24 protein-coding genes, 1 tRNA gene and 1 pseudogene are annotated in these 25,612 nt (G+C 51.3%); 21 read left to right on the top strand and 5 right to left on the bottom strand.

The annotated features are described in order from the left end of the window. Positions 1 to 3: 3 nt before the first annotated feature. On the bottom strand, positions 4 to 1,887 hold the full coding sequence (locus MXMO3_RS12075; protein WP_117396043.1) for an ABC-F family ATP-binding cassette domain-containing protein: 1,884 nt from the start codon (positions 1,885 to 1,887) through the stop codon (positions 4 to 6). A 235-nt stretch (positions 1,888 to 2,122) separates the two neighbouring features. Here MXMO3_RS12075 and MXMO3_RS12070 point away from each other — a divergent pair, with 235 nt between their 5' ends. The 3 genes from MXMO3_RS12070 (at position 2,123) to MXMO3_RS12060 (ending at position 5,155) form a co-directional block, all read left to right on the top strand. Further along, positions 2,123 to 2,449 (top strand): hypothetical protein, encoded by a 327-nt coding sequence (locus tag MXMO3_RS12070; RefSeq protein WP_162889248.1) that lies wholly within the window; start codon positions 2,123 to 2,125, stop codon positions 2,447 to 2,449. A 117-nt stretch (positions 2,450 to 2,566) separates the two neighbouring features. Then, entirely contained in the window at positions 2,567 to 2,989 is a 423-nt protein-coding gene (gene ndk, locus MXMO3_RS12065; protein ID WP_027833369.1) for a nucleoside-diphosphate kinase, read from the top strand. A gap of 81 nt (positions 2,990 to 3,070) precedes the next feature. Next, entirely contained in the window at positions 3,071 to 5,155 is a 2,085-nt protein-coding gene (locus tag MXMO3_RS12060) for a molybdopterin-containing oxidoreductase family protein (protein ID WP_117396042.1), read from the top strand. On the opposite strand, the gene MXMO3_RS12055 is transcribed toward MXMO3_RS12060, so the two are convergent. Further along, a complete protein-coding gene (locus tag MXMO3_RS12055) occupies positions 5,146 to 5,943 on the bottom strand; it encodes a sulfite exporter TauE/SafE family protein (RefSeq protein ID WP_245985740.1) in 798 nt (265 codons plus the stop codon). The two genes, MXMO3_RS12060 and MXMO3_RS12055, sit on opposite strands and share 10 nt — an antisense overlap. Positions 5,944 to 6,075: 132 nt before the next feature. Between MXMO3_RS12055 and MXMO3_RS12050 the strand changes: the two genes are divergently transcribed. Then, positions 6,076 to 6,786 carry a glutathione S-transferase N-terminal domain-containing protein gene (locus MXMO3_RS12050; protein WP_027833367.1) on the top strand — a complete coding sequence of 237 codons (711 nt, stop codon included), beginning with the start codon at positions 6,076 to 6,078 and terminating at the stop codon, positions 6,784 to 6,786. Between the two features lie 21 nt (positions 6,787 to 6,807). Here MXMO3_RS12050 and MXMO3_RS12045 read toward each other — a convergent pair whose 3' ends face one another. Then, entirely contained in the window at positions 6,808 to 7,242 is a 435-nt protein-coding gene (locus tag MXMO3_RS12045; protein ID WP_162889247.1) for a DUF2147 domain-containing protein, read from the bottom strand. A gap of 284 nt (positions 7,243 to 7,526) precedes the next feature. On the opposite strand from MXMO3_RS12045, the gene MXMO3_RS12040 reads away from it, so the two are divergent. The 3 genes from MXMO3_RS12040 (at position 7,527) to MXMO3_RS12030 (ending at position 9,824) form a co-directional block, all read left to right on the top strand. Further along, a tRNA-Ser gene (locus MXMO3_RS12040) sits at positions 7,527 to 7,616 on the top strand. A gap of 250 nt (positions 7,617 to 7,866) precedes the next feature. After that, on the top strand, positions 7,867 to 8,229 hold the full coding sequence (locus MXMO3_RS12035; RefSeq protein ID WP_117396040.1) for a helix-turn-helix transcriptional regulator: 363 nt from the start codon (positions 7,867 to 7,869) through the stop codon (positions 8,227 to 8,229). 2 nt (positions 8,230 to 8,231) lie between these two features. Then, the gene (locus tag MXMO3_RS12030; RefSeq protein ID WP_117396039.1) at positions 8,232 to 9,824 is read left to right on the top strand and encodes a tyrosine-type recombinase/integrase; all 1,593 of its coding nucleotides are present in this window, start codon (positions 8,232 to 8,234) and stop codon (positions 9,822 to 9,824) included. Position 9,825: 1 nt separating this feature from the next. On the opposite strand, the gene MXMO3_RS12025 is transcribed toward MXMO3_RS12030, so the two are convergent. Continuing rightward, positions 9,826 to 10,161 (bottom strand): hypothetical protein, encoded by a 336-nt coding sequence (locus MXMO3_RS12025; protein ID WP_117396038.1) that lies wholly within the window; start codon positions 10,159 to 10,161, stop codon positions 9,826 to 9,828. A 221-nt stretch (positions 10,162 to 10,382) separates the two neighbouring features. Here MXMO3_RS12025 and MXMO3_RS12020 point away from each other — a divergent pair. Both MXMO3_RS12020 and MXMO3_RS12015 read left to right on the top strand, forming a co-directional pair. Further along, positions 10,383 to 10,700: pseudogene (locus MXMO3_RS12020) on the top strand (helix-turn-helix domain-containing protein); the annotation flags it as partial. Between the two features lie 387 nt (positions 10,701 to 11,087). Continuing rightward, positions 11,088 to 12,293 carry an aminopeptidase P family protein gene (locus MXMO3_RS12015; protein WP_117396036.1) on the top strand — a complete coding sequence of 402 codons (1,206 nt, stop codon included), beginning with the start codon at positions 11,088 to 11,090 and terminating at the stop codon, positions 12,291 to 12,293. A 22-nt stretch (positions 12,294 to 12,315) separates the two neighbouring features. Here the strand turns inward: MXMO3_RS12015 and MXMO3_RS12010 are convergent, their stop codons facing one another. Then, complete coding sequence (locus MXMO3_RS12010) at positions 12,316 to 13,218, bottom strand: dihydrodipicolinate synthase family protein (RefSeq protein WP_117396806.1); 903 nt, start codon at positions 13,216 to 13,218, stop codon at positions 12,316 to 12,318. A gap of 209 nt (positions 13,219 to 13,427) precedes the next feature. Between MXMO3_RS12010 and MXMO3_RS12005 the strand changes: the two genes are divergently transcribed. The 12 genes from MXMO3_RS12005 (at position 13,428) to MXMO3_RS11950 (ending at position 25,544) form a co-directional block, all read left to right on the top strand. After that, positions 13,428 to 14,192, top strand: coding sequence for a FadR/GntR family transcriptional regulator (locus MXMO3_RS12005; protein WP_117396035.1), 765 nt, complete (start codon positions 13,428 to 13,430; stop codon positions 14,190 to 14,192). Between the two features lie 47 nt (positions 14,193 to 14,239). Next, entirely contained in the window at positions 14,240 to 15,202 is a 963-nt protein-coding gene (locus tag MXMO3_RS12000; RefSeq protein ID WP_117396034.1) for a sialic acid TRAP transporter substrate-binding protein SiaP, read from the top strand. 75 nt (positions 15,203 to 15,277) lie between these two features. Further along, positions 15,278 to 15,757 (top strand): TRAP transporter small permease, encoded by a 480-nt coding sequence (locus tag MXMO3_RS11995; RefSeq protein ID WP_117396033.1) that lies wholly within the window; start codon positions 15,278 to 15,280, stop codon positions 15,755 to 15,757. Continuing rightward, the gene (locus MXMO3_RS11990; RefSeq protein ID WP_117396032.1) at positions 15,754 to 17,028 is read left to right on the top strand and encodes a TRAP transporter large permease; all 1,275 of its coding nucleotides are present in this window, start codon (positions 15,754 to 15,756) and stop codon (positions 17,026 to 17,028) included. Before MXMO3_RS11995 ends, MXMO3_RS11990 begins: the two co-directional genes overlap by 4 nt. A 2-nt stretch (positions 17,029 to 17,030) precedes the next feature. Beyond that, positions 17,031 to 17,705 (top strand): N-acetylmannosamine-6-phosphate 2-epimerase, encoded by a 675-nt coding sequence (locus tag MXMO3_RS11985; RefSeq protein ID WP_117396031.1) that lies wholly within the window; start codon positions 17,031 to 17,033, stop codon positions 17,703 to 17,705. Continuing rightward, on the top strand, positions 17,698 to 18,576 hold the full coding sequence (locus MXMO3_RS11980; RefSeq protein ID WP_117396030.1) for an ROK family protein: 879 nt from the start codon (positions 17,698 to 17,700) through the stop codon (positions 18,574 to 18,576). Before MXMO3_RS11985 ends, MXMO3_RS11980 begins: the two co-directional genes overlap by 8 nt. 574 nt (positions 18,577 to 19,150) lie before the next feature. Then, positions 19,151 to 19,999, top strand: coding sequence for a MurR/RpiR family transcriptional regulator (locus MXMO3_RS11975; protein WP_162889246.1), 849 nt, complete (start codon positions 19,151 to 19,153; stop codon positions 19,997 to 19,999). A 22-nt stretch (positions 20,000 to 20,021) separates the two neighbouring features. Further along, positions 20,022 to 21,137, top strand: coding sequence for an ABC transporter substrate-binding protein (locus MXMO3_RS11970; protein WP_117396805.1), 1,116 nt, complete (start codon positions 20,022 to 20,024; stop codon positions 21,135 to 21,137). Between the two features lie 68 nt (positions 21,138 to 21,205). Beyond that, positions 21,206 to 22,948: an ABC transporter permease gene (locus MXMO3_RS11965; RefSeq protein WP_117396028.1), complete on the top strand. Its 1,743-nt coding sequence runs from the start codon at positions 21,206 to 21,208 to the stop codon at positions 22,946 to 22,948. A gap of 7 nt (positions 22,949 to 22,955) precedes the next feature. Further along, positions 22,956 to 24,014: an ABC transporter ATP-binding protein gene (locus MXMO3_RS11960; protein WP_117396027.1), complete on the top strand. Its 1,059-nt coding sequence runs from the start codon at positions 22,956 to 22,958 to the stop codon at positions 24,012 to 24,014. Positions 24,015 to 24,016: 2 nt separating this feature from the next. Next, entirely contained in the window at positions 24,017 to 24,625 is a 609-nt protein-coding gene (locus MXMO3_RS11955) for a histidine phosphatase family protein (protein WP_245985739.1), read from the top strand. Between the two features lies 1 nt (position 24,626). Continuing rightward, a complete protein-coding gene (locus MXMO3_RS11950; protein ID WP_117396026.1) occupies positions 24,627 to 25,544 on the top strand; it encodes a calcium/sodium antiporter in 918 nt (305 codons plus the stop codon). Positions 25,545 to 25,612 lie beyond the last annotated feature (68 nt).

The following is a 25,612-nucleotide window of genomic DNA, read 5'->3' as shown; positions in this document are numbered from 1 at the left end:
CCGCTAGAGGCCAAGTTCGTCCTGTGCCTCTTCCAATGTTGCCAGCTTTTCCAGCCAAAGCTCTTCCGCTGTTTCAATATCTTTGGCTAAATCTGCCCGATCTTTACCCAATTGCACAGCTTTTTCCTGATCTTTTTGAAAAAGGTCCGGGTCTTCAAGCGCTTTGTCAGTTTGAGCCAACTGCTGATTCAGTTTTTCAACCTTTGATTCTAACTGCTTGATTTCCTTGCGTAAGGGCGCAAGTTGGGCGCGCTTTTCAGCGGCAACTTTGCGGTCCTTTTTCTTGTCGCCGGGGCTGTTGGCTTTGTTTGGCTCGGGCTTGTCGCGGGTGCCGGTGAGGGAGCGTTGGTAGGTGTCCAAATCATAATCGCACACCGAAATCGTGCCTTCTGCGGCAATCCAAAGCTGGTCCACTGTGGCCTCGATCAGGTGCCGATCGTGGGAGATGATCAGAACTGCGCCTTCATATTCATTGAGCGCCTGCACCAAAGCGTCACGGCTATCAATGTCCAAATGGTTGGTCGGTTCGTCAAGGATCAAGAGGTTGGGGCCATTAAACGTCACCAACCCCATCAAAAGTCGCGCTTTCTCACCACCGGAAAGATTTTCCGCCAGCGTATCCATCCGCGATGTGGTCAAGCCCATTTGTGCCACACGGGCGCGGCGCTTGGCCTCGCTGTCGTAAGGCATGAGCGGTTCCACATGCTCCAGAGGTGTTTGCTTGGGCTTGAGCATGTCCATCTGGTGCTGGGCGAAGTGGGCCACATTGAGCTTACGCGCCTTGGTGAGGCGGCCATCCATCAATTGCAATTCGCCCGCGAGCAATTTGGCAAAGGTGGACTTGCCGTTGCCGTTGATGCCAACGAGCGCAATGCGATCTTCAGGATCGATACGCCCATTCATGCGGCTCAAAACCGGCTTGCCGTCATAGCCAGTAGAGGCGTTTTCAAGATCAATGATCGGCGCAGAGACCGCGCGCTTGGGCTGCGGGAAGGTGAAGGGGGCCACATGTTCATCAAACAGGGCTTCCACCGGCTTGATCTTTTCAATGCGCTTCAGGCGTGACTGCGCTTGCTTGGCTTTTGTGGCCTTGGCGCGGAACCGATCCACAAAACTCTGCATATGGGCGATCTGCTCAAGCTGCTTTTCGCGCTGCTTGTTGTTGATGTCCATCTGCAGGCGGCGATTTTCCTCAAACTGGTCATAGGCACCTCGATAAAAGGTGAGGCCACCCTTATCCAAATGCACAATGGAACTCACCGCCTTGTTCAGAAGGTCGCGATCGTGACTGATCATAAAGACCGTATAGGGATAGTTCGCCAGATAGCCTTCAAGCCATAAGGTGCCTTCCAAATCCAAATAGTTGGTCGGTTCATCGAGCAACAACAGGTCTGGCTTGGCAAACAAAACACCAGCCAGCGACACGCGCATGCGCCAGCCGCCAGATAGATTAGCGCAAGGCTCGTTCTGCTTGGTCTGGTCAAAGCCCAAACCTTTCAAAATGGCACTGGCGCGCGCTTCAGCGGAATGGGCCTCGATTTCGGCTAGGCGTGTGTGCACCTCGCCAATGCGCATCGGGTCGGTCACCGTTTCGGCTTCGGCCAAAAGGTTCAAGCGCTCTTTATCTGCTTCCAGCACAATATCCATCACGCTGTCTTGCGTCGCGGGGGCTTCCTGGGCGACGGAACCCATTTTGGCGCGGTGGTGAATTTCCACGGTGCCGGAATCGGTAGGGATTTCGCCCTTAAGAATGCGGAACAGGGTGGTTTTACCCGAACCATTGCGGCCCACAAAACCCGCCTTGGAGCCGGTGGGCAAAGTCAGGCTCGCATTATCAAACAGCGTGCGACCTTCAATGGAGTAATTTAGATTGGATATTTTCAGCATTTTTCGAGCAGCTTTCGAACGGCCTAATTTTGTTCATTATTCGAGATTAGTTTGAGCATTCACACCAAATGGCGCGCCATTATTTAGGCGTTGATGTTTTAGGTGTGCATTGAAAAATTTTCAAACAGGTCTTCGAATGAAACTGCCGAAATCCATAATACTGACTTTGCTCTTTATTTTTGCACAACCCTTAGCGGCCAGCGCTCAGGGCGTCAACACTGGCCCGCAAAAACCAATGTTTAATACCAAACCATCTCTCGGGTTAACACCCGAGAACATCCCATCTGTAAGACGTATCGGCACCGATCAAATCAAATTTGAATATATGTATTTCGCCCCCAATGGCTGCTGGAGCTTGGCGGGACACACATTGGATGTGGGCCGCTTTGTGGCCGACCTCACGTTCACTGTGCAGATTGAAGGCGGCATGTGCACCATGGCGATCAAACCGCTTAATATGGAAGTGTGGTTCGATGCGCCCAAAGATCTCGACCGATTGCGCTTTGAGGTGAAGGATCAGTCAGGGCAAGTGATCGAATCCCAGGAATTGCTGATCGAATAGGGGCATTTTGCCCCTGTCATCTCCCTGTCACAGCTAAATGATCTTGGTGCTTGTCATATCCCGATAAGGTCTATAAAACGCAGGCCACATCCCACAAAGCAAAATAAGGGTATTTCAATGGCTTTGGAACGTACATTTTCTATTATTAAACCTGATGCCACAAAGCGCAACTTGACTGGCAAAATCATTGCCAAGTTTGAAGAAGCTGGTCTGCGCGTTGTTGCATCAAAGCGCATTCACATGACACGCGAGCAAGCTGAAGGCTTCTACGCTGTGCACAAAGAGCGTCCTTTCTTTGGTGAATTGGTTGACTTCATGATTTCTGAGCCTGTTGTTGTGCAGGTTTTGGAAGGCGAAGACGCCATTGCGAAAAACCGCGAAGTTATGGGCGCAACAAACCCAGCTGACGCTGCTGAAGGCACAATCCGTAAAGAGTTCGCGCTTTCAATCGGCGAAAACTCAGTGCACGGTTCAGACGCACCAGAAACTGCTGCTGAAGAAATCAAATATTTCTTCTCTGATGACGAAATCGTTGGCTAATTGCTGCGATTTTGCTAGTTTTTAAGGGTCGCTTCGGCGACCCTTTTTTATGCCTTGAACCTTGCCCGAAAGGCCTATCATATGTCTGTTGCCCGCATTGAACGCACCGTTTGCCCTCACGATTGCCCATCCACCTGCGCTCTGGATGTGGAGATTTTGGAAGATGGCACCATGGGCCGGGTGCGCGGGGCAAAGGATGATCCATACACCGCAGGTGTGATCTGCGAAAAAGTGGCCCGCTATGCGGAGCGGACGCACCATCCGGATCGCTTGCTTTATCCGCTGAAGCGGGTGGGGGCGAAAGGCGAAGGCAAGTTTGAGCGCATTTCATGGGATGAGGCGCTGGATATTGTGGCCGAAAAATTTCTCGCGGCCGAAGAAGATTTCGGCGCGGAAAGCGTGTGGCCTTATTATTATGCGGGCACCATGGGCTATGTGATGCGCGACGGGATCGACCGGCTGCGCAACGCCAAAAATTATTCGCGGCAATATGGCACCATCTGCTCCATGATTTCATGGGCAGGCTATGTGGCGGGCACAGGCCGCTTGCAGGGCGTGAACCCGGAAGAAATGGCGCAATCGGACGTGATCGTGATTTGGGGCACCAACCCGGTGCACACCCAGGTCAATGTGATGACCCATGCCATGAAGGCCCGCAAAGAGCGCGGCGCGAAAATCGTGGTGGTCGATATTTACCGCACCGCCACCATGCAGCAGGCCGATATGGGCGTGCTGTTGAAGCCCGGCACCGATGGCGCACTGGCCTGCGCCCTGATGCATATTTTGCTGCGCGATGGCAAAGCCGATCGCGAATTTATGAGCAAATACACAGACTTCTCATCCGAGTTTGAATCACATCTTGAAAGCTGGACGCCCGAACGCGCCGCCGACATCACCGGGTTGGATGTGGCCCAAATCGAAGAATTGGCCGCTTTGCTGGGCAACAACCCACGTGCCTTCTTCCGGCTGGGCTATGGATTCACCCGCCAGCGCAATGGCGCCACCGCTATGCACGCGGCGCTCTGCGTGCCCGCCATGCTGGGCGCATGGCAATATGACGGGGGCGGGGCGTTCCATTCCAACTCGGGCACATGGGGCATCGATAAAAGTCTGATCACCGGATCAGACCTCGCCACCAAGCCCCAGCGCTTGCTGGATATGTGCGAACTTGGTCCGATTTTGACGGGCGATCAAAAAGCACTGAAAAACGGCCCGCCTGTGAAAGCCATGCTGATCCAAAACTGCAACCCAGCGGTGGTGACGCCGGATCAGGAACTGGTGCGCCAAGGCTTTAAACGCGACGATCTGTTTGTGGTGGTGCATGAGCAATTTATGACCGACACCGCCGAGCTGGCCGACATTGTGCTGCCTGCCACCATGTTCACCGAGCATGAAGATTTTTACACCCGCGGTGGCCATACCCGTATTCTCTACGGCCCAAAAATCCAAGAGGGGCCGGGCGAAACCCGCTCCAACCATTGGCTGTTTAAAGATCTGGCCAAACGGCTGAACGCCAAGGGCGCGGCCTTTGAGATGGAAGATCGCGAGCTGATCGATGAGACGTTCCAAAAGTCGGGCTTTGGCTCGCTAAACGAAGTGGCCGAAGAGGGCTATATTGAACGCGCCGACAGTGTGGCCGACGCCCATTATCGCGATGGCTTCGCTTGGGACGATGGCCGCTTCAAATTCGCGCCAGACTGGCCCGCCACGCAAGAGCGCAAAGCGGTAGAGTTCGTCTGCGATCCAGCCATTCTGCCCAAATTCGCCGACCATTGGGAAACCATTGAAGCCTGCGACGAGGTGCATCCGTTCCGCCTGGCCACCAGCCCAGCCCGCGCCTTCCTCAACACCAGCTTCACCGAAACCCCAGGTTCACAAAAACGCCACCCGGAACCGACCGTTTTTGTCCATCCGGATGATGCCGTCGCGCTCAACATCAACGAAGATGATTACGTCACCGTCGGCAACAAACGCGGCGAAGTGATCCTCAAAGCCAAAATCTTCGACGGCATGCAACGCGGCGTGATGATTGCCGAAAGTCTGTTTAAAAACAAGGCCCATAAAGGCGGCAAAGGAATCAACACTTTAATCGGTTCAGACCCCGTGCCACCCTTTGGCGGGGCGGCGTTTCATGATTGTGCGGTTTGGGTTAAACCTCACCCGTAAACCTGCCAAAAGAAATAGACCGTCAGCCCCAAGCCATAGACGATGACAAAGCGGCGCACATAGAGGGCCGGGATCAGATAGGAGAGGCGGGCGGCGAGGTAGCCGCCTAGGGTGGCGCCCACAAGGGCGACAGAGCCTTCCAACCAATAGATGGAGCCGCCAATGGCCAGCCGGATCACGGCGGTGAGGGCCACGAGGGTGGAGAGCCACAGCTTGATGCCGTTCATGCCATTAATGTCTTTATAGCCCGCCAGCACCAGAAACGCCAAAAGGATGATGCCCAGCCCGGCATTGAAAAAGCCGCCATAAAAGCAAATGGCGGTGAGCAACAGGGCGGTGCCGATGGCGCCCGCGCGGGCCGCGCGTTTGCTGCCGCTGCTGCGCGACACCAAATAGCTGTTCAACTGCCCGCCAAAGCTGAAGGCGAGCACGGCAAACAGCATAAGCCACGGCACAATGGTGCTGAATTGCGCGTCGGACACGAGCAACAGCGCTTCGGCCCCCAAATAACCCGCCACCAGCGCGATAATGGAATAAAGCACAATCCTTTGCCTGTTGGCCATGATCGCGTCGTAAAAGCCAATGGCACCACTGGCATAGCCGGGCAGGCAGGCGAACGTGTTGGTGGCGTTGGCGGCCACAGGCGGCACGCCCACCAGCATCAGCGCCGGGAAAATCACAAATGACCCGCCGCCAGCCAACGCATTTAACGCCCCGGCGCCAAGCCCGGCAAAAAACAGAATGATCCAGTCCAAGATATTGTCCTTTTGATCCAATGATGCGCGCAATAATTATCCAAGGATTGGACAATATGAAACAAATTCGTGCTGTACACGTTTTTGTGTTTGAAATGGGGTTGATAGTTTATCGTAAAATTACGATAAACCGACCTTAACTTATTCAAACCAGTGAGGCACTTTATGTCAACGGTACAAAACAAGCCAATCGATCTTTACTATTGGACCACGCCAAATGGATGGAAGATTTCAATCCTTTTGGAAGAGTTGGGCGTGCCTTACAATGTGCACATGGTGAACATCGGTGCTGGCGACCAGTTTAAAGACGATTTTTTGAAAATTTCACCAAACAACAAAATTCCTGCGATCGTTGATCCAGAAGGGCCGGGCGGCGAACCGATCAGCGTGTTCGAATCAGCGGCCATCATGAAATATTTGGCCAAGAAGTTCGATAAATTCTACCCCAGCGACGAGCGGGCGCAGGTGAAGGTGGATGAATGGCTGTTCTGGCAAATGGGCGGTTTCGGCCCGATGTTGGGGCAAAACCACCACTTCAATAAATATGCGCCAGAAAAATTGCCTTACGCCATGAAACGCTATGAAGATGAAACGCACCGCCTTTACGGTGTGTTGAACAAGCGACTGGCTGACAACGACTTTGTGGCTGGCGACTATTCCATTGCCGACATGGCCATTTATGGCTGGGCAACCCTTTGGGAAGGCCAAGGCATGGATATTGAAGAGTTTCCGCATGTGAAGGATTGGCTGGTGCGCCTGGGTTCTCGCGACGCTGTGGCCAAGGGCATGGAAGTGGGCAAGGAAGCCCGCGAACAGCTTAACCTTGCCAACGACAAGGACGCCCAAAAAGTGCTGTTCAATCAGCGTTCAAAATAACAAAGACAGATCGGATTTGGGTTAAGGCGCGATCTTAACCCAATCCTCTTTCAGGCAAAGAATGCTGTAAAACAAACACCCTTTCAGGCGAATGGTTTGAGGATTGGGCATTTTAGCCGTGCCTTCATACATTTTGCCATCCAGCGGATTATAAAGCTCGCCCACAAATGCTTTGGGTTCTTCGCTTTTGCTAAAAGTGATCAGCAAGATGCCTTCAATAGGGCGATTGCGCAATTTCGGATCTGGATTGCGCTTATCTGTTAAGCCCGGCTTGGCTGCTTTGGTGACCACCCCACAAAACTGCCGCCCACACCGATCAATCCGCACTTCCGCGTCAAGTCGTGTGCGCCACGTGCCGACAGGGTTAAACGCCTGCGCGAAGCCAACAGTCGTCGGCATCACCAGCGCCAGCGCCAGCAGATATTTGAACAGTGGTTTCATCGCATTTAGCAGCATATTCATTCCCAAAAACAACTTATTAAAACACGATTCGCAGCAAATTTTCGTCAGTAATAAACGACGGACAAGCGCCACGATCTAGAAACTGATTTTTACAAAGGGGCGTTTCGCAAACTTTAATATGTGTCCGAAAATAGGCACATCTGCCGCCCACATATTATTATGACTTCCAAATTATGAACCCGCGACGCAACTTTCAAGCATAAGCGTACACAAGACATTGTCAAAATTTTGAAAAAATGGCTTGCATCCATGATGAGCTTAAGGTTATTCACGACCCCGGAGAGGTGGCCGAGTGGTCGAAGGCGCTCCCCTGCTAAGGGAGTAGGCGGGGAACCGTCTCGAGGGTTCGAATCCCTTCCTCTCCGCCATTCCTTTCGTTAAGTAATTGAATTTACATAACAAAGATTCTGGAATAGCGCTTCAGCCCACCAGCTGGCCCACCACTAAATTGACGCTCTAGGTTACCGTAAAGTTATTCACAGGATTTAGCTGATCTAAATTTTTATCTTGGCAATTCCCGTCAGAATCACTCAAGATTGGTTCAAATCGTAGTTTTTCGAAGCGCAAGAGGGGCTTCACATTTCCACCCAGCCCTATGGGGTGAAGGAAAGGTGAGTTATGCCTCGCGCTGTCAAGGATACTAATACCCTATCGCTTTTGGACCCGAATTTAGATTTAGGCCAAAAATCTTCAAAGAAAACCAAATCCGATCATGCACCGGCCAAGAAGTTGGCTGGATCGCAGGAAGACAATCCTCCACGAGAACCTCGCTCAGCGCCAGAGGCGCAGTGTTTGCAGCCAGGTAAGGCCTACTTCTCGGTCAAGAAAGTTGCGGAGCGGTTTTCCGTCAAGCCAGCGACCATCTGGAACTGGCTAAAGAATATCCCGAACTTCCCCAAGCCAGTATGTATTTCGCCAGGAACCACGCGCTGGCGAGCAGCAGACATCATTCAGTTTGAACAAGAGCGCCTTGGTGGATAATCATGGTGCGGGCGTATAATTATACGCGCGCTAAGAAAAATCGTGTCTATGACGTAGAAGCGATTTGCGAAACATTTAGCGTGCATAAAAACACGGTCACGAATTGGCGAAAGTCAGTTCTTTCTTCGATTGATGAGCGACAGCCACTTCTTTTTAAAGGAAGTGAACTGCGTCTTTTTCTCAAGCAGCGGCAATTGGAGCAAAAGCAGAAACTTCGCTTGGGGCAATTCAAGTGCTTTTCCTGCAAAGCAAGAACTTGGCCTGAACCTAGAAGTTGGAACTTTGAAGAGGGAACATCGACCTGTTTCTGGGCACACGCGACGTGCCCAGAATGTGAAAAGGGCGTTCAGAAAGCTATTTCGGGTGCTCAATATCAGCAAATTTGCAAGGCGCTGGAATCCAACATCACCCTGCAATTGTTAGACGAAGATAATGGATTGGTTCCCGGTGATGTTGTGAAAGATCAGGGTAATGGAGTTGTCGAATACAAACCTGAGAATGAGCGCATCATTTTTGAGTTCCAAAAATACACCGAACGGTACAACAAAAAGACACAGGATGCTTATCTGGCAGCTATCCGTGCTTTTGAGGTATTTTTGCAATGCAAGCCATTTGATAAACTCAAAACCGACGATGCAACCCGCTATCGACGCCATTTAGCCTATGAAGGTATGGACGGAAGAAGCAAAAGCTCAATTGCACATGCGGCATCCCATCTGAGAAAATTTATCGTATGGTTGACCAAGCAGGAAGGCTATCGGCGTCTAAATAGGTCAATTCCTGACTATTTAGAGTTATCAAGAGCTGATCTGGCAGGGGCGGCAGGGACAAAAAATCGGGATTATCCATCTATTGCTGAAGTTGAATTGATGATCTCCAGTATGCCAGCAAATACACTTGCCCAGCAACGTGACCGCGCGATAGTCGCGGCAAGTTTCGTTTTTGGAACGCGGGCTGACGCGACAGCCTCATTGAGGCTCAAACATGTTGATATTGACAAAAAAGAGGTCAATCAAGACGCAACTGAGGTGAGAACCAAAAACTCCAAATCAATGCTGACCTGCTGGTTCCCCATCAATGACGAATTTGATCAGATTTTGATTGATTACATTAAACGATTGCGAGAGCAGGGCTTTGAGGATGAAGACGCACTCTTTCCGCCAAATGCAGATCTGCGAAACGTTGCAAGTCTCAAGATTGAGGGACGTCCCCCCATATCGACATGGAAATCATCTGGTAGCGTTGCAATGGCATTTAAAAGTGCGTGTCAGTTCGCAAATGTTCCAGCGTATACGCCGCATTCTGTAAGACATTTTTTAACAGAACTTGGTCGGGAAATTGCGTCGCAGGAGGGGCCGAGAAAAGCATGGTCTCAAAACCTTGGGCATGAAACTGTCGTGATCACCGAAAAATATTATGCCAAGATGACAGCTGATCATCGTCAAAGAATATTCGAAGATATGCGAAGAGGCGTTGTTTATTCTGAAGACGAGAAGGATTTGCTTCTGCGGTTTCTCCTTCAGGAGTTAGAACCAGGATCGCCGGAGTACAAAAGGGGGCTGGAGTTGTTCACGAAAAGGATGGAACGACGTTGAGTTAGTCGAGTTCTGCAAATAACGGCGGAAAGCCTTTTTCAACCCGGTCGGCATTTACAACAGAAACAAGCGCGTGACAGACGAGGTCGCCATAGATGTATTTGCTCATATCGACTGCTTGTAAGCCATAGCGATATCCCTCAACAAATCGATGATCGCGAACGTAAGCTTTCCTAATCTGCTCAACCTGTGTTCGAGTTTGGGGATCAACCAGCGTTAGGCTGCACTTTTCTTGGTAGGCGACTACTGTGCCAGCACCAAATATCATCTCTTCACTTATAGGCCCAGCATAAGACTGGCTATAGGCGCTGGAAGTGGCGAGGGTAGCGTTGAACATTATTGCGGCTGTAAATGAATATAGGGAACGTGACTTCATTTTCTCGATGTACCGACGGAGCGCCAAATGGCAAAGATAGCCGCACCTAAAATAGAGAGCACCCAAACCTGACCAATCGCAATGCCAAAATAGTCCAGGAACAAACTGACCGGCCCTAAAATTGGGCTGCTATAGCCCCCCGTAAACTCCCCAAGCAATAATGCGATTGTCGGCATTTCAGAGGGATGAAGGGAATCTCTCAGGAGGAGCTTGCCCACCTCACGGATTTAGATCGTACCTATATTTCAGGTATTGAAAGGGGACTACGAAACCCGACAATCAGGGTGTTAGAAAAATTAGCAATCGCACTGGATGTGGATATGTGTAGGCTTCTCAGTGGCAGGCAAGCTGCTTCTCGCCTAGCTCCAATTCTCGGCATTAATCCATCGATGTTCACCGACACTGTCGACCTCAATATGTGTAGGTCCATTCAAATGTCCGCGAAAGCTCCAATTGGAACCCACTGCATTTTAGCTGGCGCATATTTGTGGGAATATTAGTCCTAAACAATGTCCTAAATGGGCGGGAAGCGGAAATTCGTTTGAGGCAGTCGCGTCATGCTTTGGCATGGCAAAAGCGGCCATTTTCAGATCACACCATTCTGCGGGTTTCACCGAGTTTAGCTGTCGTCGATGTTGCCCCTCTGAACACACAAAAATGGCAAGCTAAAGATATATGAGTTCTCCTACTATCTAGAATACACGCTACCTTGCCCTGATATCATGTTTCGGGCATTATATTCTGACGGGGAGGCGATGGCGTCGCCACCGCATGATTGCGGCCCTATATTTAACCATCCTGAACGCCGGGATCTTGCTTTTCCGCTTGCTCGGTGAAGGGAGGTACCCATTCCCTCTCGGGCCAAGCGCACCGAGAAGGAGATATGCGTGAACCGTCCCGAATTTTATAGATTTCACCAAGGTGAACGGGTTTTGCCCTTTGCCGCCAGCGAATATGACACTCGTCTTGCCGGGCTGCGTCTGACGATGGAGGAAATGGGCATTGACGCCTGCCTGTTCACGTCAATGCATAACATCGCTTATTATTCCGGCTTTCTTTATTGTGCCTTTGGCCGCCCATATGGCCTTGTTGTCACGCCAACACAAAGCGTCACCATCAGCGCCGGTATCGACGCGGCCCAACCATGGCGGCGGTCCCATGGAGACAGCATCACTTACACAGATTGGCATCGAAACAATTATTGGCGGGCCGTGCGCGCGGTCACAGGGGAGGGCCGCACAATCGGCCTTGAAGGGGATCATCTGTCACTGGCGCAAAAGGCATTGCTCGACGCGTTTTTAACCCCCGCCCGCACCCTTGACGTTGCGCCCGCCACCATGCGCCAGCGCATGCACAAATCACCTGCTGAAATTGATCTGATCCGACAAGGCGCGCAAGTGGCTGATGTCGGTGGCTACGCCATCAAGGACGCGATCAAAGTAGGGGCGCGCGAGATCGATGTGGCCATGGCAGGCCGTGACGCGATGGAGCTGGAAATCGCCAAACGCTTTCCGGATGCGGAATATCGGGACAGTTGGGTCTGGTTTCAATCGGGCATCAATACCGATGGAGCCCACAATCCGGTGACCAGCCGCAGGCTTGAGGTGGGCGATATTCTCAGCCTCAACACCTTCCCCATGATCTCGGGTTATTACACCGCGCTTGAACGCACCCTGTTTGTGCAGCATGTGGATAAGGCGTCGCTGAAGATCTGGGAGGCCAATGTGGCGGCGCATGAATATGGCATGTCGCTGCTCAAACCGGGAATGAGCTGCGCTAGCGTTACGGAAAAGATCAACAAGTTCTTCGAAGACCGTGATTTATTGCACTATCGCACCTTTGGCTATGGCCACTCCTTCGGCGTGCTCAGCCATTATTATGGCCGCGAAGCTGGGTTGGAATTGCGCGAGGACATCAACACCGTGCTGGAGCCGGGCATGGTGATTTCGATGGAGCCGATGTTGACTATTCCCCAGGGGCAACCCGGCGCGGGTGGCTACCGTGAGCATGATATTCTGGTGATCACCGAGACGGGCAATGAAAATATCACCGGTTACCCCTTTGGGCCGGAGTTCAACATAGTTGGGCAGTAGGCCTTGAACGCACCGCTCATTTCTATTTGCTCACCATCCACGGCGTAAAGCGCGGGTCGTTCGCCATCCGCGCAGCAATTTCGCTTGCCTTTTCGCTAAGGGCGCACAGCGGCGCTCGGGTAGGGCCTGCACCAATGCCGCGGGCCTGCATGATGGCTTTAATGCCCGGTAAAACGCCGACTTCCAGGAGTTCGCTAACAAACTGCTGCGAGATTTCCTGCAATCGTTGGGCTTCTGCCAAATCGCCAGCATTAATCGCTGTGTTTAGCGACGCGTAAAGCTTACCCATCACATTGTAAGTTGAGCCAATCCCACCGTCAGCCCCAAGCACACCCGCACTCAGGTAAATTTCATCAAAACCAAAATAGAAAATTTTGTCCGGATGGACTGCCTTAAGTTGACTGAACTTAAAAAGATCTTGCGAGGTAAACTTAATGCCTGCGACATTTTTCAATTGCAAGATTTCACTGAGCACTGGCAATGGTAGCGGTCGATTGGTGCGCACGGGCACCTCATAAACAATCATGGGCAAATTGGTCGCAGCACTCAACTCGCGATAATAGGAAATGATTTCCCCATCGCTGAACGGATAGGCGTGCGGTGGCAAAGCTGAAAGACCATGATATCCCAATCTGGCCGCATTCTGCGCCAGCGCGATGGAATCACGCAAGTTTGGTGCGCCCACATGGGCAATCAGTTTTTTGCCCTGATCCGCTGCTGCCTCGGCGACCACGCCTTGTTGGTCTAACAATTCCTTAGTGTTGAGCAGGCCAGATTCGCCACTGCTGCCGCCGACGTAAAGTCCATCCAAACCCTGGCTGAGCACGGCTTTTGTCACTTCTTTTTGTCGCGTAGGGCAAAATGACTGATCATCTTTCATCGCAGTGATGAGGGCAGCAAACATGCCGCGCAATTGGGTATTCATCATATCCTCCAGTTCTTAAAGCCATTTTCGCGATATAGCGACGGCAAACTCATTTTTGCAACTCCAAATATTCCTAAATGACAATTTTTAGTTTGACAATTATTTTATTTGGTAATACCAAAAATAAAGAATGGTAAAGCAAATGCTTGCGGCCGGATATGCAAACGGCGTATCTATCAGAGCATCACTTGCCAATTTAGGAGGAATAGATGGCCTTAAAGGACATTGAACATCAGCAAAAAGACCAGCGTCGAGCCGCCGACGTGATTGCTGATGCCTTAATCGATGAAATTCGCCAAGGCGATATCGCCATCGAAGCTGCGCTGCCAACCGAACGCGAACTGTGCGAGCGGTTTTCAGCCTCACGACCAACAGTGCGTGAAGCGCTGGCGCAAATGCAGATGCGCGGCTATGTGGAAACGGGCTCCGGCCGTCGACCACGCGCCACACGCCCATCCATTCAAACGGTTCTGCAAGCCACAGGCATGCACTTGCGGGAGATTTTGGGTGATGCGGAGAGTGGCGCCCATTTGGAACAAATGCGTCAGTTCATTGAGGCCGGCGCAGCGCGGGAAGCTGCACTTAAGGCTGACAATGTGCAGATCACGAAGTTGCAAGCTGCGCTTGAAGAAAACTACAAATCGATTGGCACACCAGTTTTTGCAGAAACGGACATCGCCTTTCATCGCGCAATCGTATCCGTACTCGGTAATCCGATCATCCTAAAGCTGCATGATATGTTTGTGAGTGCCTTGCTCGCTGGTCGTGCTCCAACGGATGACCCCAAGCGCTATGACATGATGGCCTACGAGGAACACCGGGCCATTTATCAAGCAATTTTGGATGGCGATGTTGTTACCGCCACCAACATTACAGACCGCCATTTGGCGCGGTCTTATCGGGCGCGCTTGAGCGTGCCTAAAACCACCCTAAGTGAAAATCAAACAGAATTGGCAGCCAAAGGGCTGACCTAAAATTGGCAAACACCGTTTTTGCCAATCATCATAAATGGAGGAAGTTGATGAAATTCATGACCAAAACATTGAGCGGTTTTACCGCTATTTTGTTGGCAACAACGAGTGTGCACGCGGCAGAACTGACCTTTGGCATGCAGGACAATGAAGTCTCAAATGTTTATCAAGGGGCGGCGGCGTTTAAAGAAAAGCTGGAAGACATCTCTGGCGGAGAAATGACCGTAAAGCTTTTCCCTTCTGCAACCTTGGGTGATTTCAAGGCCATGGTGGCACAAGTTCAAGCTGGCGAACTTGACATGGTGATGACCGGCTATCCGGACATGAGCTACATTATTCCAGAGCTAAAGTTGATTGGCGCGCCCTATGTGGTGAAGGATTATGACCACCTGAAAGAAATTATTGCCGGGCCTTGGGGCCAGGAAATGGATGCCAAATTCCAAGATGAGGGCGTGAAGCTGCTGGATGTTTGGTATTACGGCACTCGCCAAACAACTTCCAACAAGCAAATCAACTCCATTGAAGACATGGAAGGGCTGCGGATGCGCACACCCAACGTGCCATTCCTGATTGCTTATGCGGAAAATGTCGGTGCAACACCAGCACCCGTTGCTTTCCAGGAAGTATATTTGGCGCTGCAAACCAACCAGGTTGATGCACAAGAAAACCCATTGCCGACCATTGACGCAATGAAGTTCTATGAAGTGCAAGACTATATTGCTTTGACCAACCACTTCGTGGCGTCTGCCGCGATCCAGATTTCTGCAGATAAGTGGAACGGCCTAAGCGACCAGGAAAAAGCTTGGGTTGAAGAAGCCGTGATGGCGGGCGGCAAAGTATCGAACGATATTACGTTTGAGGCGGAAGCCAACTTGATCGACAGCTTTAAGGAAGAAGGCCTGACCATCACTGAGCCAGACCTAGAACCATTCCGCGCGGCGATGAAGCCTTACTATGATGAGCTGGAAGCTGAGTTTGGTGAAGGCGCCATTTCAAAGGTGATTGGAAACTAGTCAGTCCATCACAACTCCCTAAATGCCTTAACGGGGGTGGAGGCAACTTCACCCCCAAACTTAAAGCGAGAACACATGAACGTTGAGCGCAAATATAGTTTGGAAGGGACCATCGCGACACTTTTGTTTGTGGCGCTGATTATGGTCGTGCTTTTGCAAATTCTGGGGCGCACCAATCTGGTGGCGGGCCCGGTTTGGACCGAAGAAGTGGCACGATGGCTTTGGGTGTGGATGGCGTTTTTCGCGATCCCGGAAGTTGAACGGCAAAACGCCCAGCTTAAAATGGGCTTCCTGGCTGAAATGCTCGCGGCAAAAGTTCAAGCGGTTCTCTATTTGATTATTGATGTCGCCTATTTCGGCATCATGGTTCACCTCAGCTTTATTGGCTACAAAACAATTCTGCGCACTTGGCGCAACGAAAGCGTGACACTGCCCACAAGTGACGCCTTGCTCTATGCCTCTGCATTTGTTGCGTCTTTCTTTGTGTTGTTCCGCATTGCCCAGCGCGTTTGGCGGCAAGTGCAAAATCTGAAAGCAAAGGGAGAAGGCCAATGATTTTGAGCATTATTGGCCTTGCCTGGCTGTTGATGGTGTTGGTTGGTGTGCCCATTGGCATTGCGATGATTTTCGTTTCCATGGGTTATTTCTATTATACGGGCATGGGCCTCACTTTTGCTGTGCAACGCATGGTTGATGGACTGAACAGCTTCCCCATGCTGGCCGTACCCTTGTTTATTCTGGCCGCTGCCATTCTCAATTCTTCGCGCATCACCCATCATTTGTTTGGGTTTGCGCGCGCATTGGTGGGCCACATCACTGGCGGTTTGGGCCATGTGAATGTGTTGGCGTCACTCTTTTTCTCCGGCATGTCCGGTTCGGCTTTGGCTGATGCGGGTGGCTTGGGCAAAATGGAAATCGAAGCCATGCGCGACGCGGGTTACGACGAAGAATTTGCAGGTTCGGTAACTGCCGCGTCTTCTATGATCGGGCCTTTGGTGCCGCCTTCCATCACCATGGTGCTCTATGGTGTGGTGTCAAACACTTCCATTGGCCAATTGTTTTTGGGCGGTATTGTGCCGGGCGTCATGTGCGCAATCGCGTTGATGGTTATGGTTTATTTTATGGCCAAACGCCGGGGCTATCCCACAGATGCGCGCAAAAGCTACGGTGAAATTGGCACACTGTTCATCAAATCCTTGCCCGCTTTGCTTACCCCTGTGGTAATTGTTGGTGGCATTTTTTCTGGCTATTTCAGTCCGACCGAGGCCGCAGCTATTACTGTTGTCTATGCGATTATGATCGACATGATCTTTTATCGCGAACTGACCATCAAGCGGTTGTGGAACGCGCTATACGAAACCACCGCCACATCTGCTGGCATTGCCACTATCATCGCAGGGGTAAGCCTGCTTGGTTATGTGCTGGCGCGTGAACAAGCGCCCCAGCAAATCGCACAGCTATTTTTGTCCATCGCCAATGACCCGATCAGCTTTTTGATTGCCGTCAATCTGATGATCTTTGTGCTCGGGTGTCTGGTGGAAAGCTTGGCCATCTTGTTGATTGTTGTGCCGATTTTGGTGCCCATCGCTATCAGCTTTGGCATCGACCCGGTGCATTTCGGCATCATCATTGTGCTTAACCTGATGATTTCAATTCTGACCCCGCCAATGGGCATGGCTCTATTTGTTGTGGCACAAGTTGGTAATATTCCTTATCTCAAATTGGCAAAGTCCATCCTACCTTGGCTTTTGCCCCCGATAATTGTGTTGATTTTGGTGTGTGTTTTCCCTGTATTGGCTACAGGCTTGCCAAATCTAATGGGGTAGATATGTCAGTTTTAGATCAGATGCGTGGTGGGGTTGTCGTGTCCTGCCAACCCGTTGACCATGGACCGATGGATCAGCCCAACATTGTGGCGGCCATGGCGCAGGCAGCTGCTGCGGGCGGTGCAAAAGCGTTGCGGATCGAAGGTGCGGAAAATGTTCGCAAAACCCGCCCAAATCTCACTGCGCCAATCATCGGTATTGTGAAGCGCGACTTGCCCGACAGCGATATACGCATAACGCCCTTTATTGAAGATGTTGACGCACTGGCTGCGGCAGGGGCTGATGTGATTGCCTATGACGCAACGAATAGATCTCGACCGGTTTCAACCAAGGCGTTGGTTGATGCAATCTTGGAACAGGGTAAAGTCCCCATGGCGGATTGTTGCTCTTTTGAAGATGCGGAACGTGCTGCGGCACAAGGCGCACAAATTGTAGGATCAACCCTATCAGGATATGTTGGCCAACATGTCGCGACAGATCAGGACGAGCCGGATTATTATTTGCTAGAACAGCTCCGAAAGCTAGGCCTGTTCACAATGGCCGAGGGTCGATATTCCAGCCCCGAACGGGTACGTGAAGGCTTTGTGCATGGCGCAGATGCAGTAACCGTCGGCACTGCCCTAACTCGATTGGAAATCATGACAAGCTGGTTTTGTGCCGAGGCGCCCAATGGCTAAAGCACTGAACGGTTTTGCCATCGATCTGGGGGGGACCAAACTTGCGGCGGCAAGGTTTGAAGCCAACAAACTGGTTGAAAAGGCGCAAATGCCAACCAAAGCCGATGCTCCATTTGAAGACTTGTGCGCGGCGATGGCAATGCTGCTTGATCAACTTGGCTTTTGCCAGGGCAACCGCTTGGGCGTGGCACTTACGGGCCGGATTGATCAATCGGGCCACTGGTCAGCAGTGAATGGCGGCACATTGCCTAAGATCAAAGATATTGATGTGCGCAACGCTTTCACCAACATGTTTGGAACAAACCTGACCATCCTCAATGATGCAACAGCGGCAGCGTGCGGCGAAGCCCACTTTGGCGCTGGACAGGGTGTAAGTGCCTTTGGCTATATCACCATTTCAACCGGTGTGGGCGGTGGCATTGTACTCAATGGACAACCCGTCACCAGCCCAAATGGATTGGCCGGCCATATCGGCTTTATGCGCTCACCATTGGGCAATGCAGAATGCGGTTGCGGACGTTTTGGCACAGTGGAAAGCGTGGCTGGCGGACGCGCCATGGCGCATCAGGCCCATGTTGCTGGTTTTGAAAACTTGAACGCCAAAATGATTTTTGAGGCGTATCTGGCTAATGAAAAATGGGCGACCGAAATCATCTCCCGCGCCGCACAAGCCATCGCCATTCAGATCGCGGATCTCACGAGCATATTTGGATTAGAGCGTGTGGCAATAGGAGGATCAATTGGATTGGCCGACGGCTTTCTCGAACTAATTTCGCTCAGTTTAAGCAAAGAACCTGACCTATTCCAACCGGATGTCAGATGCGCAGCATTGGGCAGCAATAGTCCACTGTTTGGAGCTTTGTGCATATAGGTGGCGGTGTTTCCTATTATGATACATCTCATGGATTACCTTTATCCATTCTTGGAACATAGCGACCAATGTCACCAAGCTTCTAGCGTCAACCTTTAGCCACTTGTCAATATCAGCCTTAATGAGAACAAGGCGATTGCTTCCAACGTCCGCTTCTGTGATGCTGCGATGGTCCAAAAACCCTGACACCTAATGGCGGCCCTTGGTCGATGTTCGTATTTGATTGTCATAACTCTGGCAGGGGTTCCCGACCAGATGCGAAGAGCGCGTGCCACTTCCAACTCATGTATAAGTCGCTGGGCTCAACGGCTATCCAACCTAACTAAAACATCTGTTGTAAAGTGGGGTTTCTTCAAGGCGCGGCAGTTCTGAAGTCAACGTGTTGCACTGTGGAGGGCTTAAAGAACGACGATCAAAGCCATTTCCCAAAATGCAATATGATTGCGCGAAATCCCAACACTTGAACAAATTCCTATAATACAAAATGCAAGTAAATATGCAGGAGAAAGATTTTGTGCAATTTCACTTGCAAAAAATGATTCATTATGCAAGATTGCTTGCAGAAAGAGGTTCAATGTCCATAATTCAACGCATTCAAAACAGCGCAGCAAAGCTGACCCCGGCGGAACAAAAATTGATTGAGTCAATTTTGGAAAATCCGAAGGCGGCCGCATTGGCAACTGCGGCAGATTTGGCCAAGGGGGTCGATGTGCATGAAGCCACTGCTTCTCGCTTGGCCCGTAAGCTTGGTTTTGAAAGCTATGGCCAATTTCGTTTTTCATTGCAGGACGAGTTTATTGCTCAGCAGGAACCAGCCAAGCGTTTGCAGAAGTCGCTGGAGACCAAATCGGACGGGTCTTTTTTGACCGATTTGGTAGCGCGCGAAACAGACGCATTGGCGTTGGCAGACCAGACTGTTTCTAAAGAAATGGTTGAAAAAGCTGCAAAAACCCTAATTGGCGGGCGTAAGACACATATTTTTGGCCGAGGCAATGCTGAAATCTTATCCCTAATGATGGCCAAGCGTCTGCGGCGATTTGGCAAAGATGTGCAGCAATTGTCCGGTGATATGCGCGAGCTTGCGGAGCGCGCTCTCTCCTTTGAAGAAGGGGATGTGTTGCTGGCTTTTGCCTTCCGGCGGGCACCTCAAGGCTATTTGGAGTTGCTGGAATTCGCGACTGAAAAGAAGCTGAAGACAATCGTAATCACCGGCGCGAATGGCGCTGTGATGGCCCCCGGCGCGGACCTTATTTTGACGGTTCCGCGGACAGGTGGGCAAGACGAGTTCCAAACACTGACTGTTCCCATGACCATATGTAATGCAATAATTCTTGCAGCTGGCGACATCGATCAATCAAAATCGCTGCAAAAATTGGAGCGACTTGGCGAACTCATTCAGCGTTTTGGACATCAAGATCCATGAAGCATTTAGGGAGGAAACCAACATGCTCAAAGTAGCACTCACGTCAATGGCAATGGTGGCAGGATTAACAACTGCCGGCTTCGCACAAGATTTGGACAGACTTTCAACCAATGAACTGGTTGAATTGGCCAATCAAGAAGGGTCGGTGACAGTTTATTCCTTCACCAGCCGCATTTCAAAAGTAGAAGCCGCATTTGAGGCGGCATATCCAAATATTGACTTGCAAGGATATGACATTTCTTCCACCGAGCAAATCGCGCGTTTGAAAGCGGAAGCGGCAGCAGGTATCGCCAATGCCGACGTGATCTATATTTCAGATGTGCCGGTTGTCCTTTCTGATCCAGAATTGCAAGCGGTGCTAGAACCATATGTACCGCCGCGCATGTCTGATCGTGTTCCAGGTGAGTTTCGTTCGCCTTTGTTGGCGCAACGCCTTTCAACTAAGCTGCTTATGTATAACGAGCAGGCCAATCCCGATGGCTCACCCATCGAAAATATCTGGCAACTGACCACCCCGGAATGGCGCGGTCGTGTGGTCATGGTCGATCCGCTGCAACGCGGGGATTATTTGGATCTTATGACCGAAATTGTGTTGCAGTCAGATGCAATGGCCGCCGCTTACGAAGAACAGTTTGGTACGCCAATCGAATTAGGTGATGCTGCGAATGCTGGCGAAAAATTCATCATGGATTTGTTTGCCAACGATCTGATTTTGGTGAAATCAACAGATGACGTAAATGCCGCTGTTGGCAAGTTGGGGCAAGATAATCCGCCAGTGGGCTTCACCTCCTATTCTGATCGGCGTGACAATGAAGAAGAAGGCTGGGCCCTTCAAATCTCAAATGAAACCAAACCGTCACCTGGTATTGTGTTTCCGGCGGTCCTCGCCGTGTCAAAATATGCACGCAATCCTGCCGCCGCGCGGTTGGTCATCGATTTCTTGATGGGCGACGACTCCGAGACAGGTGGTCCAGGTTTTGCTCCATTTTATGTGCCGGGGGACTATTCAACCCGCTCAGATATTGCCGCGCACCCTGATGCGATTAGTCTGGATGATCTGAATGCATGGCGCATTCAGCCCACGGCAACGGCCCGCATCCGCGCTGAAGTTGGCGACCTTGTGTTGACCTTACAGTAGCAATTTGAAATGCCGCGACCTTCTTATTGGTCGCGGCACCTAAACACTCGATGAAATAGGTTTATGTGATGAGCGTTCACGCTTCGCGGTCGGGTCGGCGCACAATTTTTGCTCAGGGAACTGTGCTGAAATTGAGCACTTTGTCGATACTTACACTGCTGATTGTTCTACCCTTGCTTTACACCGTTTTTTATACGCTTCAGCCTGATGCCATAAAGGCCTGGTCTGATGTGCTGGTTGGTCGGCTGGCTCCCAATTTGTTTTACAAGCCGCTCACCAACACCATCATGCTAGGCGTTGGCGTTGGCACACTATGCGTGTTGCTCGGTGGTTTTCTGGCCTGGTTGGTGGTGATGACCAATGTGCCATTCCGCCGGACAATTGGTGTTTTGTCGACCTTGCCGTTTATGATCCCGTCATTCGCCACAGCGCTGGCCTGGGGTAGCCTTTTTCGCAATGATCGGCTGGGCGGCCAGGTGGGCTTTCTACAAGGTTTAGGGGTGGAGATCCCTGATATCGTGTCTTGGGGGTTGCTCCCGACCCTGATCGTTTTGTCGCTGCACTATTTTTCTCTTGCGTTCACCATCATCGCGGCCGCATTGGCCACCGTGAATTCAGATCTTATCGAAGCGGCCCAAATCGCAGGCGCAAAAGGGGTAAAGATCTTGCTGGGCATTGTACTCCCGGTCGTAACCCCGGCTTTGTTTGCCGCCGCATCGCTTTGCTTTGCGGGTGCTGTTTCCAATTTTGCCGCGCCGGCCCTTCTGGGTTTGCCAGTACGCATGCAAACTCTTTCAACCCGTTTGTTTGGTATGATTGAGATTGGCCAAGTGGAACGGGGCTATGTGATCGGGTTTCTGCTGGTGCTATTTTCTGCCTTGTTTTTGTGGGCGGGCAACCGGGTTGTTTCAGGCCGTCGGTCCTACGCCACCATCACAGGCAAAGGCGGGCGGGCCAAACGCTTTGATCTTAAAGGTGCACGCTGGCCGCTATTCTCTGTCGCGGCCTTGTTTTTGGTCGCAGCAACAATCGTGCCCATCATCGTGTTGATTGCGTCAAGCTTTGCACCTTCATCGTCGGCATTATTTTCTGATTGGACCGCCCACTATTGGGTGGGACAATCCACCCCTGATTTCGCCCAAGGCACGCCTGGTATTGTCCACAATCCAGACATCATCAAAGCACTATTGATCACGACCGCGCTTGGCATGTCTGTTGCAATTAGTGGCCTATTGATTGGGCTTTTGACGGCCTACACGGCAGCGCGCTACCGCACAGGATGGGTGTCCGCCGCCATCACGCAGATTTCGTATCTGCCCTTGTTGGTCCCAGGTATTGCGTTCGGCGCGGCTTACATTGCCTATCTTGGCGCGCCGATCGGTCCGTTTCCTGCGCTCTATGGCACATTTGCGTTGCTGGTGATTGCTGGCACCGCCTATCTGTTACCATTTTCTGTGCAGACCGGACGTGCCGTTTTGCAGCAGGTGTCAGGTGAGCTGGAAGAAAGTGCCCGATTAACTGGCGCAGGCTTTTTCCGTCGGATGCTTGCGATCACCGTGCCGCTGGCCATTCGTGGCATGGTGGCTGGTGCTCTGCTGATATTTGTGAAGATTGTGCGCGATCTTTCGCTGGTGGTGCTGCTGTTCACGCCAACGATGCCGGTTATGTCGGTTTTGGCTTACCGATATGCCTCTGAAGGCTTCACGCAGTTCGCAAATGCCATCACGGTCGTCATTCTCGTTCTTTCTATTGTTGTTTCGCTGGCGGCCAATCGGCTGCAGGCTAAGTCTCAGCCATGGCTGAGCAATTGAGGTTGTCATGTTAGAAATTCAAAACCTTTCCAAAAAATTTGACGATTTTACTGCGGTGGACCGCGTAAATATCAGCGTGCCAGACGGGTCGTTTCTTGTTTTGCTGGGGCCATCAGGGTGCGGAAAAACAACTTTGCTTCGCATGCTTGCAGGCTTGGAGCTTCCCTCTGCCGGTCAATTGATCTTTGGTGATCAGTTGGTCTCTGACGGCGACAAGGGCTGGAATGTGGATCCTGCCAATCGCCGCTCAGGGTTGGTATTTCAATCCTATGCGCTGTGGCCACATATGAGTGTGCGCGGCAATGTGGATTGGCCGCTAAAAGTGGCCAAAATGGCGAAGAAGGATCGTGTTCAACGCATTGATGAAGTGCTGAAGCTTTTGGGCATTGAAAAACTTGCAGACCGGTTTCCAAATGAGATTTCGGGTGGGCAACAACAACGTGTTGCCATCGCGCGGACAATTGCCCCGCGACCAGAAGTACTGTTGTTTGACGAACCCTTATCTAATCTGGACGCCAAGTTGAGGGTAGAAATGCGCGCTGAATTGATGCGGCTCCACCGCAAAATTGGCGCTACATCGGTTTATGTGACCCACGACCAAATCGAAGCCATGACCATGGCCACCCATGTGGCGGTGATGAATGAAGGCAAAATTGAACAATTTGGCACCCCAGAAGATTTGGTGCAGCGTCCCAACTCAACATTTGTCGCCAACTTTGTTGGCACGCCGCCCGCCAATATTATTCCCGTGATCTCGATGAACGGCATAGCAAAGATCGAGAACTCGGATATTCAGTTTAAGTGCGAGGTTCCCGACGTGCGTTCAGCGATGTTCCGCGCCGAAGATATCTCTCTTAGCCAAACGGCATCGAAAAATGCCCTTGCGCTGGAAGTGTCCGAGGTAAGTGGCATCGCTGGACGCACCATGGTAACCGCACTTGCTGGGCCTTTGCGGCTCACGTCCATTGTTGATGAGGTGCCTAAGCTTCAGGTCGACGACCCGGTCTATTTTGTGCTGCCAGACAAACCTGCCTGTTGGTTTGACCAAGATGGCAAGAGGATTTGATCATGCGGCTATTATTGGTGCGGCATGGCCAATCGGAATGGAATGCGGTGAAACGGTTGCAGGGGCAGGCGGATATTGATTTGTCTCCTGAAGGACGCGCTCAAGCCCGTGAAATTGGCCCCATAGTGCAACAGATTTCGCCTGACTATGCCATAGGCTCCGACCTGAAACGGGCGATATCAACCGCTGAGCTCATGGGGTTCGATCATGTTCAGCTATCCTCCAAATTGCGCGAAATTTCAGTTGGAGACTGGACAGGCCAGCCGATTGAGACGCTCATTGAACAATCACCGGATGATTATCTGAATTGGCGTGCGGGATCTTTTACCCCGCCGCACGGTGAAAGCTGGACCGAGTTTGTCTCACGCACGCACGGGATAATTGACGAATACCGTCGGCATATGGACATTCGAAATTTACTCGTGGTTTGCCATGGCGGTGTGATCCGCGCGCTTTTGGATCATTATTTGGGGCTATCGCCCAAAAGCATTATTCCTGTTGCGCCAGCAAGCCTAACGTCGGTCCGCCTGCCAAAGAGTGGCGAAAGTCCAGCACGGCTGGAACTCTTCAATTATCGACCGACTGATCTGGAATTTGGAGCACCTGACTGAGATGTTCAGCGCTTTGGGATTTTTAGGTCTGGGCCTTTTGTTGCTTTATTTCGGCGGAAATTGGCTGGTTGACGGCGCACAATTTATTGCTAGAAAACTGGGGCTATCAACACTTCTCATTTCAATTGTGATCATTGGCTTTGGTACATCTGTGCCAGAATTGTTGGTCGCGATAAATGCCAATCTGGCTTCAAAACCCGACATTGCGGTGGGGAATGTCATCGGCTCAAATATCGCTAATCTCTTGTTGGTTATGGCGATTACCGCACTGATTTTTCCCTTAAATGTTGTCGAGAAGGTTCTACGCATCGATGGAACGTCGCTGATCGGCGTGACATTGCTTTATATGATGCTGGCCATGGATGGTGCATTGTCTCGAGCTGACGCCTGCGTTTTGGTGCTGGCTATACTCGGCTATTTGATTTTTCGGGCGAACAATGACGAACACGACCATGAAGATGACGCCCCCAATATCACCTTGAGAAACGCCTGTCTTTTGGCCGCGGCTGGCCTGATCGCTTTGCCATTTGGTGCTGACCTATTCCTTCAAGGCGCGGTGTCCCTTGCGCAAAAACTTGGGTTAAGCGATGAGATGATCGGCCTGACAATTGTGGCGCTCGGCACCTCTGTTCCTGAACTGGCAACATGCGTCGTCGCGGCAATGCGACGAGATGTCGACGTTGTTGTCGGCAATATATTAGGCAGTAATATTTTCAATTTGACATTGGTGATGGGCGGCGCAGCTCTCGCCCAGCCTCTTACCATAGCGCGAAGCTTTGTTGAGCTGGGAAATTCAGTGTTGCTGGCCGCAACCATACTCTCGTTGATCCTGATGTTCACAGGCGCACGATTATGTCGCAAAGAGGGCGCTTCCATGCTCGTGCTTTATCTATTCATTGTTTCAATCTGGATATCGTAACGCTCTGCTCAAATGTGCAATCGGTATCCAACACATGGGCATGTGCCGCTCGCGTTAGATGTTGGCTC

Source organism: Maritalea myrionectae (assembly GCF_003433515.1).
GTDB lineage: Bacteria > Pseudomonadota > Alphaproteobacteria > Rhizobiales > Devosiaceae > Maritalea > Maritalea myrionectae.
This window is presented reverse-complemented; position numbering and strand designations above follow the sequence as displayed.